This is a genomic window from Dokdonella aquatica, assembly GCF_051987395.1.
In the GTDB taxonomy this organism is placed as follows: Bacteria; Pseudomonadota; Gammaproteobacteria; order Xanthomonadales; family Rhodanobacteraceae; genus Dokdonella.
In genome coordinates this window covers 35,822-51,329 of sequence record NZ_CP197094.1, presented here as the reverse complement: position 1 = coordinate 51,329, position 15,508 = coordinate 35,822, and the positions used below count along the sequence as shown (strand labels likewise).

Sequence of the window (15,508 nt, the reverse complement as noted above, 5' to 3'; positions counted from 1 at the left end):
CGTGGACGATGGCGGTCGCGGCGGTCGATGCATTCTCGCGCCGCGCCGCGCGGGCGTCGAGCCGCGCGTTCAGTCGGCGACGGCGAGCGCGATGCCTTCGGTCGCGATGTCGACGACGAGGTCGATCTCGTCCGGCGTGATGCAGTACGGCGGCATGACGTACACCACGTTGCCGAGCGGACGCAGGATCGCGCCGCGTTCGAGGCCGTGCCGGTACACGCGCAGGCCGCGCCGGTCGGCGGCGGGGAACGGCTCGCGCGTGCGCACGTCGCGCACGAGTTCGATCGCGGCGATCATGCCGGTCTGGCGCACGTCGGCGACGTTCGGATGCCCGCGCAGCGGCGCGAGGCGCGCGGCGAGATGCGCGGCGAGTGCGCGGTTGCGTTCGAGCACGGGCTCGTCGCGGAACACGCGCAGCGTCTCGAGCGCGGCGCGGCAGGCGAGCGCGTTGCCGGTGAAGCTGTGCGAATGCAGGAAGGCCTTGCCGGCCGCGTACTCGGCGTAGAACGCGGCGTAGACAGCCTCGTTCGTGAGCACCGCCGACAACGGCAGCGTGCCACCCGTGAGGCCTTTCGACAGGCACATGAAGTCGGGCGTGATGCCGGCCTGCTCGCACGCGAACAGCGTGCCCGTGCGGCCGAAGCCGACCGCGATCTCGTCGGCAAGCAGGTGCACGTCGAACGTATCGCAGAGCTTTCGCAGCCCCGCGACATAGGCCGCATCGTGCATGCGCATGCCGCCCGCGCACTGCACGAGCGGTTCGATCACGACCGCGCAGACCTCGTGGGCGTGACGCTCGAGCAGTACACGCATCGCCTCGAGGCGTGCCTGCACGTGCTCCTCGCGCGTCGTGCCGGGTTCGCGCAGGTAGTCGTCGGGCGACGGCGCGAAGATCGGCTGCAGCAGCAACGGCGCGTAGGTGTCGCGGTACAGCGCGACATCGGTGACCGACAGCGCGCCGAGCGTCTCGCCGTGGTAGCCGCCCTCGATCGCGATGAAGCGCGTGCGCTTGGCCTGGCCGAGGTTGCGCCAGTAGTGGAAGCTCATCTTGAGCGCGACTTCGATCGCGCTCGAGCCGTTGTCGGCGTAGAACACGCGCGACAGGCCCGGCGGGGCGACGCGCACGAGCTCCTCGGCCAGCGCGACCGCGGGTTCGTGGGTCATGCCGGCGAGCATGACGTGGTCGAGGCGGTCGAGCTGGTCGCGCAGGCCCGCGACGATGCGCGGATGGCGGTGGCCGAGCACGTTGGTCCACCACGAGCTCACCGCATCGAGCCAGCGGCGGCCGTCATCGGCGTGCAGCCACGCGCCTTCGGCGCGCGCGATCGGCAGCATCGGCAGGGTTTCGTGGTCGTGCATCTGCGTGCACGGGTGCCAGACCACGGCGAGGTCGCGCGTGGCGAGCGAGGCGAGCGAGGCGGGCGGAACGGGGGAGGTCGACATGCTTTGCTATGATCCGGGCCTCGACGGTCCCCGACAAGCCACTGCGACATGACGACGATGCCGACCTCCTTCCGCGCGCGCAGCGCCCGACGTGCGATGCGCGGCTTCACGCTCATCGAGATCCTCGTCGTGGTGGTGATCCTCGGCGTGCTCGCCTCGGTAGTGGTGATCAACGTGATCCCGCGCACCGGCGAGGCGCGCGCGACCAAGGCCGGCGCCGACATCGCCACGCTGCGTTCGGCGCTCGACAATTACAAGCTCGACAACTTCGTGTTCCCGACCACCGCGCAAGGCCTTCAGGCGCTGGTCGTGCGGCCGTCGTCGCAGTCCGAGGCGCCGAACTGGCGTGGGCCGTACCTGCGCGACGCCCTCCTGCCGAAGGATCCGTGGGGTCGCGAGTACCAGTACCAGTCCCCGGGCCAGCATGCCGAGGTCGACGTCTTCACGCTCGGCGCCGACGGTCGTCCGGGCGGCGAGGGCGAAGCGGCCGATATCGGCAACTGGACCCGCTGAGCAGGAGCACCCCGATGCGCGTGCGCGCCACGGCGTCCGCGCGGCCCTTGTTCGATGCGCGTCGACGCGCGCGCGGCTTCACGCTCGTCGAGATCCTCGTCATCGTGGTCGTCGTCGCGGTGCTCGCCGCGGTGGCCACGCTCGGCGTCTCGTCGGTCGGTGGCGAACGCACGCTCGCACGCGATGCCGAGCGTTTCGAGGCGCTCGTGCGCCACGCCTGCGAACAGGCCGAGCTGCTCGGTCGCGACATCGGTGTGCGCATCGATGCCGACGGCTACGCGTTCACGATGCTCGCGTTCGAGGGCTGGCAGGCCGATCAGCGCGACGGCGAACTGCGCGCGCGCACGTGGTCGCCCGGCACGCAGGTCGAGCTGCTGCGCGACGGGCGTGCGCTCGATCCGCTCGCGCGCCACGACGATGCGCCGGCGGTCGTGTGCTTCGCCTCGGGTGAGCTTTCGTCGTTCGTGCTGCGCCTCGCGCATGCCGGCATCGTCGCACGCCACGAGCTGCGCGTGACCGCGGCTGGCCGGCTCGTGTCCGAGCGCACGGAGACGCGACCGTGAGGCGCGCTCGGGGTTTCAGCCTGCTCGAGGTGCTCGTCGCGCTGGCCGTGGTCGCGGTCGCGCTCGTCGCGCTCGTGCGCACCGCGGCGGGCCAGGTCTCGGCGTTCGACGCGATGCGCGAACGCACGCTGGCCGGCTGGGTCGCCGCGAACGTGCTGGCCGAGACGAAGCTGGCCACGCCGATGCCGGCGACCGGTCGTCGCGACGGCCGCACGCGCCTCGGCGGACGCGACTGGCGCTGGACGCTCGACGTGCAGGCCACGTCCGACATCCGCATGCGCAGGCTCGACGTGAGCGTGTTCGTCGAAGGCCAGGACCAGCCCAGCGCGACGCTGAGCGGTTTCGGCAGCGAGTTGCCGCAGCCATGATGCGCTCACGGACGATCCCGTCGACACAGGCACGTGCTGCGTGCGTTCGCGTCCACGCGTCGGACGTACGCGGCTTCACGTTGATCGAGGTGCTCGTCGCGATGGCCGTGTTCGCGATCGTCGCGGCGATCACCTGGGCCTCGCTCGCGCAGGTCGCGCGCACGCGCACCGAACTGGCCGCACGCCAGGATCGCTTCGCCGCGGCCGTGCGCGCGGTCGGCATGCTCGAGCGCGACCTGCGCCAGGCGATCGCGCGTCCCGTGCGCGGCGGCTACGGCGAGGTGCTGCCCGCACTGCTCGGTGCGGGCGACCGCATCGAGCTGAGCCGCCTCGGCTTCGCCGATCCGCGTCGCGAGGCGAGCAGCCATGTCGAGCGCGTCGTCTACGCGGTCGACGCGCGTGCGCTGCAGCGCGGCCGCTACGCGGTGCTCGATCGCGCGCCGGGCAGCTCGGCCGAGCGTGGCGAACTCGCCGGCGGCGTCGAGACGCTGCGCCTGCGCTACCTCGGCGACGACGGTGCCTGGCGCGAGACTTGGCCACCGCGCCGCGAGTCGCCGGTCGATGCGCTGCCGCGCGCGATCGAGTTCCGACTCGCGTTCGAGGATCTCGGCGAACTGCGCCGCCTCGTCATGCTGCCCTCGGTGCCACCGGCGCGGGCCGCGGGAGCACCGGTGGCGGGGCAGGAGACCGGCGCGGAAACACCGCCCGGCACGGTGCCGATCGGCGCGCCGGTCGGACCCGAAACCGCGACAGGGCCGGTGCCATGAGGTCGCCGCGTCGGCAGCGCGGCGTCGCGCTCATCGTCGCGCTGCTTGCGGTCGCGCTCGCGCTCGTGCTGGTCGGTGCACTGCTCGATCGCGGCGAACTCGGCGTCGCGCGCACGCGCAATGTGTTGCGCGGCGCGCAGGCGGTCGCCTATGCCGAAGGCCTCGAATCCTTCGCCTCGAACGTGCTCATGCGCGATCTCGAGGCCGATGGTGGTCGCGATGCGCGCAACGACATGTGGGCCGTGCCGATGCCGCCGCAGGACGTACCGGGCGGACGCATCAGCGCGACGATGGTCGACCTCAACGGCTGCTTCAACCTCAACAACCTCGCGTCGCGCACGCACGCGGCGCTGTGGCGCAAGCGCTTCGACAACCTGCTGCGCACGCTCGAGCTCGATCCCGCACTGTCTGGAGCCGTGGTCGACTGGGTCGATGCCGACACCAGCGTCGATGCACGCGGCGGTGCCGAGGACAACGCCTACCTCGCCCAGGCGATCCCGTACCGCACGGCCAACCGCGCGTTCGCGCACGTATCCGAACTGCGCCTCGTGCGCGGCATCGACGGCGCGGCGTATGCGCGGCTTTCGCCCGAAGTCTGCGTGCTGCCGGTCGACAGTCCGATCAACCTCAACACCGCGACCACCGCCGTCATCATGAGCCTCGACAGCCGCATCACGGCCGCGCTCGCCGAGCGCATCCGCAGCGAAGGGCAGGCCAACTGGCCCGATGCGAACACCGCGCTCGCCGAACTCGAGCGGCAAGGCGTGCAGGTCTCGCCGGCCGACCGCGCGGGTCTCGGCGTGGCGAGCCATTATTTCCTCGCGCGCGGCGACATCGTGCTCGACGGCATCCCTTTCTCGTTCACGAGCCTGCTCGAGCGCGACCGTGGCGTGCGCGTGCTCGCGCGCAGCCGCGGCGTCGAGATCCCGCCCGTCGCGGCGACGCGCTGAGCCGTTCCGCCACTGCATCACGAATGACGCCATGACCGACATCACCGACGCCGAAGCCCGCATCCTCGCCTCGTGGCAGCGCAACGGCGCGCCGTGGACGCGCGCGGTGCGCGACGGTGCGATCGCGAGCCGCGTGCTCGCGACGAACGCGGCGGTCGTCGCGGCCGTGCTCGCCCTCGCGCCGCGACGCGTGCTCGATGTCGGCTGCGGCGAAGGCTGGCTCGCGCGCGAACTCGCGTCGCACGGCCTCGACGTCACCGGTGTCGATGCGGTGCCTGCACTCGTCGACGACGCACGCGCGGGAGGCGGCGGGCGTTTCGAGGTCATGGACTACGAGGCGCTCGCGGCCGGCGCGCTAGGGGCGAGGTTCGATCTCGCCGTGTGCAACTTCTCGCTGATCGGCGGCGCGTCGGTCGATGCGCTGGTCGCGGCGATGCCGCGCCTTCTCGAGCCGGGCGGGATGTTCATCGTGCAGACGCTGCACCCGCTCGAGGCCTGCGGTGCACAGCCGTACCGTGACGGCTGGCGTGAGGGCTCGTGGGCCGGCTTCGACGACACGTTCCGCGATCCGGCGCCGTGGTTTTTCCGCACGCTGGAGAGCTGGATCGCCTTGCTGCGGTCGTCCTGCCTCGTCGTCGAGGCAGTCCGCGAGCCGCTGCATCCGCGGACCGGCCGCCCGGCCTCGCTGATCCTCGTCGCCCGTAACCCGGCCAGCTGAACGCACTGCGCGGGTTTCGCCGCGCCCGTGGACGTGGTTGAATGCCGGCCTGAAGCGGGGGTGCCGGCACGTGCCGGCTGAGAGAGTCCCTTCGAACCTGATCCGGTTAGCACCGGTGTAGGGAGCTTCGTCGCCGGGGGCGCGTGTGCCCGTGGCGGCGCCTCGCTTCGTCCCACTCCGCAGAGGACGAATGCCGATGAACGCCGTTCCCGCCCCGCTTCTCCGCCAGGCCGAAGAACTCTCCGAAACCGTCACGCGCCCGATCCCGGGTTCGCGCAAGATCCACGTCGAGGGCACGCGTGCCGACCTGCGCGTGCCGATGCGCGAGATCGCGCTCGAGGACACGCCGAGCCTGTTCGGCGCCGAGAAGAACGCGCCGTTCACCGTCTACGACACCTCGGGTCCATACACCGATCCCGCGCATCGCGTCGATCTCGCCGCGGGCCTGCCGGCCTTGCGTGCACGCTGGATCGACGAGCGCGACGACACGCAGCGCCTCGCCGATTTCAGCTCGCCTTTCACGCGCCGCCACGCCGCCGCCGCGCAGCTCGATGCGGTGCGCTTCCCGAGCGTGCCCAAGCCGCGCATCGCGCGAAGCGGCGCGAACGTGAGCCAGATGCACTACGCGCGCAAGGGCATCGTCACGCCCGAGATGGAGTACGTCGCGATCCGCGAGAACCAGAAGCTCGAGGCGATCCGCGAGATGCACCTGCTGCGCCAGCATGCAGGGCAGTCGTTCGGCGCGGCGATCCCGCGCACGATCACGCCCGAGTTCGTGCGCGACGAGATCGCGCGCGGCCGCGCGATCATCCCGAACAACATCAACCATCCCGAGAGCGAGCCGATGATCATCGGCCGCAACTTCCTCGTGAAGATCAACGCGAACATCGGCAACTCGGCCGTGACGAGTTCGATCGCCGAGGAAGTCGAGAAGATGGTCTGGGCGATCCGCTGGGGCGCCGACACGGTCATGGATCTTTCCACGGGCCGGCACATCCACGAGACGCGCGAGTGGATCATCCGCAACGCGCCCGTGCCGATCGGCACCGTGCCGATCTACCAGGCCCTCGAGAAGGTCGGCGGTGTCGCCGAAGACCTCACCTGGGAGCTGTTCCGCGACACGCTGATCGAGCAGGCCGAGCAGGGCGTGGACTACTTCACGATCCATGCCGGCGTGCGCCTGCCGTTCGTGCCGCTCACCGCGAAGCGCGTGACCGGCATCGTCTCGCGCGGCGGCTCGATCATGGCCAAGTGGTGCCTCGCCCATCACAGGGAGTCGTTCCTCTACGAACGCTTCGAGGAGATCTGCGAGATCATGAAGGCCTACGACGTCGCGTTCTCGCTCGGCGACGGCCTGCGTCCGGGCTCGATCGCCGATGCGAACGACGCCGCACAGTTCGCGGAGCTCGACACGCTCGGCGAGCTCACGCAGGTGGCGTGGAAGCACGACGTGCAAGTCATGATCGAGGGCCCCGGCCACGTGCCGATGCACCTCATCAAGGAGAACATGGAGCGCCAGCTCGAGAAGTGCCACGAGGCGCCGTTCTACACGCTCGGGCCGCTGACCACCGACATCGCGCCGGGCTACGACCACATCACCAGCGCGATCGGCGCGGCGATGATCGGCTGGTACGGCACCGCGATGCTCTGCTACGTGACGCCGAAGGAACACCTCGGCCTGCCCGACAAGCAGGACGTGCGCGACGGCATCATCACCTACAAGCTCGCCGCGCACGCGGCCGATCTCGCCAAGGGCCATCCGGCCGCGCAGGCGCGCGACAACGCGTTGTCGAAGGCGCGCTTCGAGTTCCGCTGGGGCGACCAGTTCAACCTCGGCCTCGATCCCGAGAAGGCCAAGGAGTTCCACGACGAGACGCTGCCCAAGGACGCGCACAAGACCGCGCACTTCTGCTCGATGTGCGGTCCGAAATTCTGCTCGATGAAGATCACCCAGGACGTTCGGGACTACGCCAGGGAACACGGCGTCGGCGACGCGGCCGCACTCGAGGCCGGCATGGCCGAGAAGGCGAGCGAGTTCCGCGCCGCGGGTGCGGAGATCTACCGACCCGACTGAGAGACTTCCCCGGGATGCACGCGGCAAGGGGGCCGCGTGTCGCATGACGATCCCGTGACGCATGCCCGCGTCACGGGGAGCGACTTCGCGGGATGGGGCGGGCGCGGGCGGTGCGATGCCGTCTGCAGGCTCCAGGCTGCGCTGGTTCGCGGGCCTGCGCAGGCGTGTTGCAGGTTTTGCCATCGTTTCACGTAACGGGGTCGTGATGGACGCCGTTGTCGCGATGTTGCGTGGTTCGCACTTCGCGCACGTCGGGCTGTGCGCCATCGCGTGGCTTCCGTACGATGCGGCGGCTTTTTCCCCCTGAAGCAGATGGAGTGATTGCATGAACAACCAATCCAAGGCCCTCGTGCGCGCGGGCCTCGCGGGCGTGCTCGCGCTCGCCACGGCGTTGCCGGCGTTCGCGCAAAAGGACGGCATGGTGCCGCACAGCGGTCGCGGCTTGCCGGCCGCCACGACGATCGAAGGCGCACCGTTGCGCATCGTCGTCGGCGACGAGAACTCGTTCCAGGTGTTCAACGCCGATGTCCCTGGCGTCGGCCAGATCTTCCCGTCCTCTTCGACGGGCACGGCCGACATGGGCTGGTTCGTGCGCACCGATGGCGTGCTCTACGCGCCGGACTTCGCAAGCCACAGCGGCTCGGCGACCGGCGGCCTCGGCACCTACACGCCGTTCCAGGCGCAGACGATCAGCGCGGTCACGGGCGACGGCAGCCAGGCCAATCCGTTCCAGGTGACGGTCAACGCGGGTGTCGCGAGCGGCCTGTCGACGGTCCAGCAGGTGCTGTACGTCAACGGCGACAACTATTTCCGCAAGCGCCTCACACTGACCAACGGCGGCAAGGGCCCTGTCGACGCGCGCATCTTCCTCGGCGGCGACATCTACCTCGCCGGCGACGACAACGGCATCCCGTACCTCGAGGGCGCGACGACGAGCCCTGGCGGCCGGGACTGCGGCAGCCCGGCGTCGTACTACATCCTCTACATCCCGCAGACGCCGGCCGACACCTACACGGGCACGGGCTACAGCAACGTGTGGTCGCAGATCGGCGCGGGCCAGCTCGACGGCTCCGCCGGCGGCACCACCTGCATCGACAACGGTGCCGCGCTGCAGTGGAACCGCACGATCGCCGCGGGCGAGAGCGTGACGATCGAGGCCGCGACGTCGTTCGGTGACGTGCCCGACATCGCGCAGTTCGGCGTGACCAGCGTGGTGCCGGCGAGCGGTTCGCAGGGTACGTCGGTCAACGTCACGATCTCGGGCGTCGGCTTCGACCCCGCGACGACGTTCGCGTTCGGCGCGGGCATCACGGTGTCGAATGTCGTGATCGCCGGCGAGACCAGCGCGACCGCGACGCTCGCGATCGATGCCGCGGCGGCCCCGGGTTTCCGCACCGTCACCGCGACGCAGACGCCGGGCGGCCTCGTCGCCTCGCGCGCGAACGCATTCCAGGTGCTCGGCGCCGGTGGCGGTGGTCCGACCGAGTCGGTCGCACTGCCGGTGTCGGGTCCCGTCGGTCTGCTGCTGATGGTGCTGGCGCTGGTCGCGATCGGTGTCGTGGCGACGCGCCGTCGCGCGCTCTGACCCTTCGCACGGCGGCCTCGGGTCGCCAGCGTGAACGAAGCCCGGCCGGCGACGGCCGGGCTTTTTCGTGTTCATCGTCCTTTCCCGCTGCGCGGACTACCGTCGCCGGGCGCTACGCATCCGGCCGTCCTCCGGCATCGCGGCGTCCACCCACCCACTCGCACGAGGAGGCAGGCCATGGCGGCGGCACCGAGCAAGATCACGCCCGCGAAGGCGAAGGCGAAACCGTTCCTCACCGACATCGAGACGATCCGCCGTCGCGCACGCGAACACATCGAGCGTGGTGCCGTCACCGACGGCTACAAGGCCGATCGCGAGACCGTCATCAAGCTGCTGAACGAATCGCTGGCGACCGAGATCGTCTGCGTGCTGCGCTACAAGTTCCACTACTACATGGCGTCCGGCATCAACGCCAAGAGCGTCGCGGCGGAATTCCTCGAGCACGCCGCGGAGGAGCAGGGCCACGCCGACCGCATCGCCGAGCGCATCACCCAACTCGACGGCAAGCCGAACTTCTCGCCCGAGGGCATGCTCACGCGCAGCCACTCCGAGTACATCGAGGGTGAAAGCCTCGTCGAGATGATCCAGGAAGACCTGGTCGCCGAGCGCATCGCGATCGACAGCTATCGCGAGATCGTGCAGTACCTCGGCAACGACGACCCGACCACGCGGCGCATGATGGAAGAGATCCTCGCCAGCGAGGAGGAACACGCCGAAGACCTCAAGACGCTGCTAGAGGACCTCGGCAAGAAGGGCGAGCCTGCCAAGCCACGCGGCAAGCACTGAAGCGCGGTCCTTCCGGCGCGCGCGCCCCGGCCATTGGCGGCGGGGCGCGAATCGGGGAAGCTAGCGACCTGACCGCGTGCCCGATGGCACCCCTGCGCCGAGGATGATCCACATGGCCACCGTTCCCCCACCTGCGCGCCGTCGTCGCCGATTGCCCATCGTATTCGGTGTGCTGGCCGCCTATGCGCTCGTCGTGCTGGCCTTGATGTGGTGGTGGGATACCGAACCGGATCGCGTCGACGTGGCGCGCGCGGCCCAGGCGCGGGCCACCGCGACGCAGCGACCGATCGTGACCGGCTCCATGACTGCTATCGCGCTCATCGAGACCGCGAGCCGCATGCTCGACAAGCGCGGCGGCTACCTCAGCAACGACCGCTTCCCGCCGGGCGTGCTCATGGACAACCAGCCGAACTGGGAATTCGGCGTGCTGACTGCCTCGCGTGACCTCACGCGCGCGCTGCGCAACGAGTTCAGCCGCTCGCAGACGCAGTCGGTCGAGGATCGCGACCTCATGGAGGCCGATCCGCTGTTCAGTTCGCCGAACGACCGCTGGCTACTGCCGAGTTCGGAGAGCCAGTACCGCAAGGCGATCGAGCGTGTGGAAAGCTACGCGAACCGCCTCGTCGACGACGATCCGAACGACGCCCAGTTCTACGCGCGCGCCGACAACCTCGCCGATTACCTGCAGGTGGTCTCGACGCGCCTCGGCTCGCTGTCGCAGCGCCTGTCGGCGAGCGTCGGCCAGGTGCGCATCGACACCGACCTCGCCAACGATGCGAGCGCGCAGCAGGCCAAGCCCGCCACCGCGCAGCGCGTGGTCAAGACGCCCTGGCTCAAGATCGACGACAACTTCTACGAGGCACGCGGCTACACCTGGGCGCTGCGTGCGCAGCTCGAGGCGATCCGCGTCGATTTCGCCACCGTGCTGCGCGACAAGAACGCGGCCGTCAGCCTCGACCAGGTGATCCGCGAGCTCGAGGAGGCACAGAAGGGCCTCGGCAGCCCGATCGTGCTCAACGGCTCGCCGTACGGCTTCTTCGCCAACCATTCGCTCGTCATCGCGAACTACGTGTCGCGCGCCAACGCGGCACTGATCGAACTGCGCGAACTGCTGCGCCGCGGCTGACGCGTCCCGCACGTTCCACGAGGGCCTGACCATGGACCTGAGCATCCACGACGATCGTACCCAAGGTGTGCTCCATGCCGAGGTCGAGGGCTTGCGCTGCGTGCTCGAGTACCGCCTCGCCGGCACCACGATGACGATCACGCATACCGGCGTGCCACGCGCGCTCGAGGGGCGCGGCATCGCCGCCGCGCTGACGCGCCACGCGTTCGCGCTCGCGCGAGGGCAGGGCTGGAAGGTCGTGCCGGCGTGTTCGTATGCGGCCGCGTACGTGGCGCGCCATCCCGAGGTCGCGGACCTCGTCGCCTGACGACACGCGTGCGGTGCCCGCGACTCCCATGACGCACGAGGTCGCGTCCGCGTACCGCTTCGGCGCGTGCACGCTCGTCGTCGCGTCACGCGAACTGCGCCGTGACGACGGCAGCGTGGTCGCGCTCGCGCCCAAGCTGTTCGATGCACTGGCCTGGCTGATCCGCCACCGCGACCGCGCGGTCGGACGCGACGAGCTCATCGCCGCCGTGTGGGGCGATGCCGGTACCCCCGACAACCTGCTTGCGCAGGTCATCGCGCGCCTGCGCCGTCTGGTGGATGGCGATGCCCCCGCGGCCGACAGTGCGATCCGCACCGTGCCGCGGTTCGGCTACCGCTGGGTCGCCGAGGTCGTCGAGCTCGACGATGCGGTGGTCTCCCCCGTGCCTGCCGCGGCGGCGGGCGAGGGTGATCGGCCGTCATGGCCCGCCGTCGTCGCGGCACGCGACCGTCGTGGTCTCGCCGCATGGGTCGCCGGCCTCGCGATGCTCGCCCTGCTGGTGGCCGCCGGTTCCGCGTGGTGGCGCGACGGCGAGGCGCCACGCGCCGGGACCGATGCGCGGCCGCTCGCCGTGCTTCTGCCTGTCGAACTTGCGGTCGGCGACGACGAGGCCTGGATGCGGCTCGGCCTCATGGGCGTCATCGGCGATCGCCTCCAGGCCGCAGGGCAGCGGCTCGTTCCCGACGAGGCCAGCCTTGCGCTCGTGCGTGCGACGCAGTCACGCCTCGAGGCACCACCCGATGTCGCGCGCGTGCTCGCCTTGTCGCCGGCCGTGTTCGCGATCCGCGCCCAGGCACGCCGTGTCGACGGCCGCTGGCAGGTCAGCCTCGCCACGCAAGGCGACGTGGACGACACGCGCAGCATCGGTGAGGCCGACGATGCGATCGATGCCGCGCGCCTCGCTGCCGATCGTTTCGCGGCGAAGCGCGGCCTCGAGGTCGCGCCAGGCGGCGGAACAGCCGCGGGAACGGGGCCGGGCGAACTGCTGGTGCGCGTCGAAGCCGCCGCGCTTGCCGCCGACGGTGCGCGCGTGCGTCGCCTCGTGGAGGGCGCAGGCGAGGCCGAGCGCAATGCGCCCGAGCTGCGCTACCTGCTCGGCTGGGCCGCGTTCGAGGGTGGCGATCTCGCCGGTGCCGAGGCGCGCTACGCGGCCCTGCTCAAGGACGACGTGCTCGTCGACCAGCCGTTGCTGCGTGCCCGCGTACTCAACGGGCTCGCCAACGTACGCTATGCGCGTGGCGACCTCGAAGGCACGCGCCGTGCGTCCGACGAGGCGCTCGCGGTGCTCGGCACGCAGGACGCTGGCGTCGAACGCGCGCGTGCCCTGGTCGGGCGGGCTGCCGCGACGAGTCGCGCCACGCCGGACGCCGCGCGCGACGACCTCGCCCTCGCGCGGATGCAGTTCGAGGCGGCAGGCGACCGCCTCGGCCTCGCGCGTGCCGAGAGCGCGGCCGGCGTGCTCGAGATGGCGGCGGGACGGCTGCACGAAGCCTTGCCGTTGTTCGAGCGCGCGGTCGATCGCTTCGCGGCGTTCGGCGACCTTCACGACGAACTCGTCACGCGCACCCACGTCGTGCACGTGCACCTGCTGCTGCTCGAACCCGGTGCGGCGCTTGCGGGCGAGGCGCGCCTCGCCGACCTCGTCGCCCAGGTGCCGCCGTCGCGCGCGCGTGCGCTGGCGCGGCTCACCCGCGCCGAGGTGCTCGCGGCCAACGGACGGCTCGGTCTTGCGCGGCGCGTGCTCGCGGAGGCGTGCACCGCATCGCCGGAAGCGGCGTGTCCCGAATGGCCGCTGCAGCATGCGTGGCTGGGTCATGTCCTCGGCGTAGTGCGGGAGGATGCCCTCGACGCCGTACTCGCCGGGCCGGCGGGATCGGAGCCGGGACGTGACGTGGGCCGCGCGCGCGTCGCCCGGGTCCGTGCGCGGCTCGCGCAAGGTGACGTCGGCGCGGCCCGTGACGTGGCGGGTGGCGCACAGGCGTGGGCCTCGCGCGTCGGTACCGCGGATTCCCGGACCTATGCGGACCTCGCCGAGGCCCTCGTGCGGGTCGCCGAGGGCGATGAGGCCGGCGCCTCGGCCGCGTTCGCCGGCGCGTCGCGGCGTGCGACCGCCGGACGTGTTCCGTTCGACGTGCTGCGGGTCGCCGAGGCCGAGGCGGACTGGCATCTCGCACGCGAGGACCTCGACGCCGCGATGCTCGCCGCCGCGCGTGTTGCCGATGCCGCCCGCGTCGATTTCGATGCCGCGCTGCTGCAGCTGCGCGTGCGCCATGCGGTGGGGCAGGTCGACCCGTGGTCGGCCGCACTCGTGCGTGCGCGCTCGCTCGCGGGGGAACGCGAGGTGCCGGCCGGACTCGCCGCCGCGCCCGAAGCCTCGGCGGTCGCGTCCGGCGAGGCCGAGTCACCCGCTGCCACGCCGCGGTCACGCCGCTGACATGCGATCACACGGCAATCTCACAGGATCCGATCGCCGGCGGAACGGCGTGGCACCGCCCTCGCGCTAGGGTCGGGACTCCCAATTTCCGAGGTTCCGCCATGTTGCCGTTCGACGCGTCATCGTCCCTCCGCCGTCCCGCCCGCGCAGCGGTCCTCGCGCTGGCCTTCGTGGCAGGCTCCGTCCATGCGCAGGGTGCGTTCACGCCGACGGGAGACATGGTGACCCCACGTTCCTCGCATGTCGCCACGCGCATGAGCGACGGCCGTGTGCTGATCGTCGGCGGTGTCTTCACGTCGTCCCGGCCGACCACCGAGCTTGCCGAGATCTACGATCCGGCCACGGGCGAGTTCACCGAGACCGCGCCGATGAGCGTGCCGCGCGTCGACCACGCGGCACTCTCGACTGGCGACGGCCGCGTGCTCGTGGTCGGCGGTTACGGCGACGGCGAGACGCAGGCCAATGCCGAGTTGTTCGACGTGGAGAACGAGACGTTCACGACGGTCGACGCCGGCATGCCGGTCGGCGGCGAGCGCACCGCGGCGGTGCGCCTGAGCGACGGCCGCATCCTCGTCGTCGGTGGTTTCAACGGCGGCTTCCGCAAGGAGTCGTGGCTGTTCGATCCGCAGACCGACACGTTCGCGCGCACCGGCGACCTCAACTTCGGCCGCTACGTGCACACCGCGACACGCCTGCTCGACGGTCGCGTGCTCGTCACGGGCGGGCTCGGCCAGGGCGGCATGCGCCCCGAGGGCGAGCTCTACGATCCGGCGACCGGCATCTGGACCGTGACCCCGCCGATGGTCTCGTTGCGCGAGCGCCATGCCGCCGTGCTGCTCGGCGACGGCCGCGTGCTCGTCGCCGGCGGCTACATGAACGGCGGCGGCCAGCACGACTCGGCCGAGGTGTTCGATCCGGTCACCAACACGTTCTCGCCACTCGCGGCGTCGATGGCCATGGGCCGCATCGACTTCCGCATGCGCGCGCTCGAGGACGGACGCATCTTCATCGTCGGCAGCTACAACGACGAACTCGCGGCGAGCACGGCCGAGCTGTTCGATCCCGCGACCGACACGTTCACGTCGATCCAGCCGGGACCGGCGACCGAGCGCAGTTCGCTCGACGCGACCCTGCTCGCCGACGGCAGCGTGCTGCTGACCGGTGGCGACGACATGCTCGATCCGAAGGCCGGGCGCGTCACCTTCGGCGAGATCTACGATCCGAACGCGCAGCCCGACGCGATCTTCGCCGACGGTTTCGACACGCCGGTACCGTGAAACGACGAAGGCGCGCCGTACGGCGCGCCTTCCGTGACATCAGGCCTTGGCGGCGGCGTTGTGGCGCTCGACGCCGGCGAGGATTTCCTTCTTGGCATCCTCGGCGCCGTACCAGCCGTCGATCTTGACCCACTTGCCCTTCTCGAGATCCTTGTAGTGCTCGAAGAAGTGGCCGATGCGATCGAGCCAGTGGCGCGAGACCTGGCTGATGTCGGTGACGTGGGCGTAGCCCTCGAACACCTTCGGCACGGGCACCGCGACGAGCTTCTCGTCGCTGCCGGCCTCGTCGCTCATGCGCAGCACGCCGACCGGTACGCAGCGGATCGCCGAACCCGGCACCAGCGGCAGCGGCAGGATCACGAGCACGTCGAGCGGGTCGCCGTCGCCGCCGAGCGTCTGCGGCACGTAGCCGTAGTTGCACGGGTAGCGCATCGGCGTGGACAGCACGCGATCGACGAAGATCGCGCCGGTCGACTTGTCCACCTCGTACTTGACCGGCTCGGAATCCTTCGGGATCTCGATGACGACGTTGATCTCGTGGGGGACGTCGCGGCCGGCCGAAACCAGTTCCAGTGCCATGCGCAGGTGCCTCGCGGG

Annotated in this window: 15 protein-coding genes and 1 riboswitch; of the genes, 13 read left to right on the top strand and 2 right to left on the bottom strand. The window is 70.7% G+C overall.

Annotated elements, in window-relative coordinates:
- Positions 1-69 precede the first annotated feature (69 nt).
- On the bottom strand, positions 70-1,443 hold the full coding sequence (locus ACQQ2N_RS00220) for an adenosylmethionine--8-amino-7-oxononanoate transaminase (RefSeq protein ID WP_440223651.1): 1,374 nt from the start codon (positions 1,441-1,443) through the stop codon (positions 70-72).
- A gap of 57 nt (positions 1,444-1,500) precedes the next feature.
- On the opposite strand from ACQQ2N_RS00220, the gene gspG reads away from it, so the two are divergent.
- From gspG to ACQQ2N_RS00155, 13 genes are all read left to right on the top strand, one after another.
- Positions 1,501-1,956 carry a type II secretion system major pseudopilin GspG gene (gene gspG / locus ACQQ2N_RS00215; RefSeq protein WP_440223650.1) on the top strand — a complete coding sequence of 152 codons (456 nt, stop codon included), beginning with the start codon at positions 1,501-1,503 and terminating at the stop codon, positions 1,954-1,956.
- A gap of 14 nt (positions 1,957-1,970) precedes the next feature.
- Positions 1,971-2,519, top strand: a complete 549-nt coding sequence (locus tag ACQQ2N_RS00210) for a GspH/FimT family pseudopilin (RefSeq protein ID WP_440223649.1) — start codon at positions 1,971-1,973, stop codon at positions 2,517-2,519.
- Complete coding sequence (gspI, locus tag ACQQ2N_RS00205) at positions 2,516-2,887, top strand: type II secretion system minor pseudopilin GspI (RefSeq protein ID WP_440223648.1); 372 nt, start codon at positions 2,516-2,518, stop codon at positions 2,885-2,887. Before ACQQ2N_RS00210 ends, gspI begins: the two co-directional genes overlap by 4 nt.
- The gene (gene gspJ / locus ACQQ2N_RS00200) at positions 2,884-3,654 is read left to right on the top strand and encodes a type II secretion system minor pseudopilin GspJ (protein WP_440223647.1); all 771 of its coding nucleotides are present in this window, start codon (positions 2,884-2,886) and stop codon (positions 3,652-3,654) included. Before gspI ends, gspJ begins: the two co-directional genes overlap by 4 nt.
- On the top strand, positions 3,651-4,604 hold the full coding sequence (gene gspK / locus ACQQ2N_RS00195; RefSeq protein WP_440223646.1) for a type II secretion system minor pseudopilin GspK: 954 nt from the start codon (positions 3,651-3,653) through the stop codon (positions 4,602-4,604). The genes gspJ and gspK overlap by 4 nt, the downstream gene beginning before the upstream one ends.
- Before the next feature lie 31 nt (positions 4,605-4,635).
- A complete protein-coding gene (locus tag ACQQ2N_RS00190; RefSeq protein ID WP_440223645.1) occupies positions 4,636-5,322 on the top strand; it encodes a class I SAM-dependent methyltransferase in 687 nt (228 codons plus the stop codon).
- A 46-nt stretch (positions 5,323-5,368) separates the two neighbouring features.
- A riboswitch (TPP riboswitch) is annotated at positions 5,369-5,463 on the top strand.
- A gap of 55 nt (positions 5,464-5,518) precedes the next feature.
- Entirely contained in the window at positions 5,519-7,396 is a 1,878-nt protein-coding gene (gene thiC / locus ACQQ2N_RS00185) for a phosphomethylpyrimidine synthase ThiC (RefSeq protein WP_440223644.1), read from the top strand.
- Between the two features lie 325 nt (positions 7,397-7,721).
- Positions 7,722-8,981: a hypothetical protein gene (locus tag ACQQ2N_RS00180; protein WP_440223643.1), complete on the top strand. Its 1,260-nt coding sequence runs from the start codon at positions 7,722-7,724 to the stop codon at positions 8,979-8,981.
- Between the two features lie 177 nt (positions 8,982-9,158).
- Positions 9,159-9,767: a ferritin-like domain-containing protein gene (locus ACQQ2N_RS00175; protein ID WP_440223642.1), complete on the top strand. Its 609-nt coding sequence runs from the start codon at positions 9,159-9,161 to the stop codon at positions 9,765-9,767.
- Positions 9,768-9,879: 112 nt separating this feature from the next.
- The gene (locus ACQQ2N_RS00170) at positions 9,880-10,893 is read left to right on the top strand and encodes a DUF2333 family protein (RefSeq protein WP_440223640.1); all 1,014 of its coding nucleotides are present in this window, start codon (positions 9,880-9,882) and stop codon (positions 10,891-10,893) included.
- Positions 10,894-10,924: 31 nt separating this feature from the next.
- On the top strand, positions 10,925-11,200 hold the full coding sequence (locus ACQQ2N_RS00165; protein ID WP_440223639.1) for a GNAT family N-acetyltransferase: 276 nt from the start codon (positions 10,925-10,927) through the stop codon (positions 11,198-11,200).
- A 28-nt stretch (positions 11,201-11,228) separates the two neighbouring features.
- Complete coding sequence (locus ACQQ2N_RS00160; RefSeq protein WP_440223638.1) at positions 11,229-13,634, top strand: winged helix-turn-helix domain-containing protein; 2,406 nt, start codon at positions 11,229-11,231, stop codon at positions 13,632-13,634.
- Positions 13,635-13,855: 221 nt separating this feature from the next.
- The gene (locus tag ACQQ2N_RS00155) at positions 13,856-14,911 is read left to right on the top strand and encodes a kelch repeat-containing protein (RefSeq protein WP_440223637.1); all 1,056 of its coding nucleotides are present in this window, start codon (positions 13,856-13,858) and stop codon (positions 14,909-14,911) included.
- Between the two features lie 39 nt (positions 14,912-14,950).
- Here ACQQ2N_RS00155 and ppa read toward each other — a convergent pair whose 3' ends face one another.
- The gene (gene ppa / locus ACQQ2N_RS00150) at positions 14,951-15,490 is read right to left on the bottom strand and encodes an inorganic diphosphatase (protein ID WP_440223636.1); all 540 of its coding nucleotides are present in this window, start codon (positions 15,488-15,490) and stop codon (positions 14,951-14,953) included.
- Positions 15,491-15,508 lie beyond the last annotated feature (18 nt).

Coding starts and splice junctions, on each gene's coding strand:
- ACQQ2N_RS00220 (WP_440223651.1), bottom strand. CDS start 1,443: ATGTCGACCTCCCCCGTTCCGCCCGCCTCGCTCGCCTCGCTCGCCACG.
- gspG (WP_440223650.1), top strand. CDS start 1,501: ATGCCGACCTCCTTCCGCGCGCGCAGCGCCCGACGTGCGATGCGCGGC.
- ACQQ2N_RS00210 (WP_440223649.1), top strand. CDS start 1,971: ATGCGCGTGCGCGCCACGGCGTCCGCGCGGCCCTTGTTCGATGCGCGT.
- gspJ (WP_440223647.1), top strand. CDS start 2,884: ATGATGCGCTCACGGACGATCCCGTCGACACAGGCACGTGCTGCGTGC.
- gspK (WP_440223646.1), top strand. CDS start 3,651: ATGAGGTCGCCGCGTCGGCAGCGCGGCGTCGCGCTCATCGTCGCGCTG.
- ACQQ2N_RS00190 (WP_440223645.1), top strand. CDS start 4,636: ATGACCGACATCACCGACGCCGAAGCCCGCATCCTCGCCTCGTGGCAG.
- thiC (WP_440223644.1), top strand. CDS start 5,519: ATGAACGCCGTTCCCGCCCCGCTTCTCCGCCAGGCCGAAGAACTCTCC.
- ACQQ2N_RS00180 (WP_440223643.1), top strand. CDS start 7,722: ATGAACAACCAATCCAAGGCCCTCGTGCGCGCGGGCCTCGCGGGCGTG.
- ACQQ2N_RS00175 (WP_440223642.1), top strand. CDS start 9,159: ATGGCGGCGGCACCGAGCAAGATCACGCCCGCGAAGGCGAAGGCGAAA.
- ACQQ2N_RS00170 (WP_440223640.1), top strand. CDS start 9,880: ATGGCCACCGTTCCCCCACCTGCGCGCCGTCGTCGCCGATTGCCCATC.
- ACQQ2N_RS00165 (WP_440223639.1), top strand. CDS start 10,925: ATGGACCTGAGCATCCACGACGATCGTACCCAAGGTGTGCTCCATGCC.
- ACQQ2N_RS00160 (WP_440223638.1), top strand. CDS start 11,229: ATGACGCACGAGGTCGCGTCCGCGTACCGCTTCGGCGCGTGCACGCTC.
- ppa (WP_440223636.1), bottom strand. CDS start 15,490: ATGGCACTGGAACTGGTTTCGGCCGGCCGCGACGTCCCCCACGAGATC.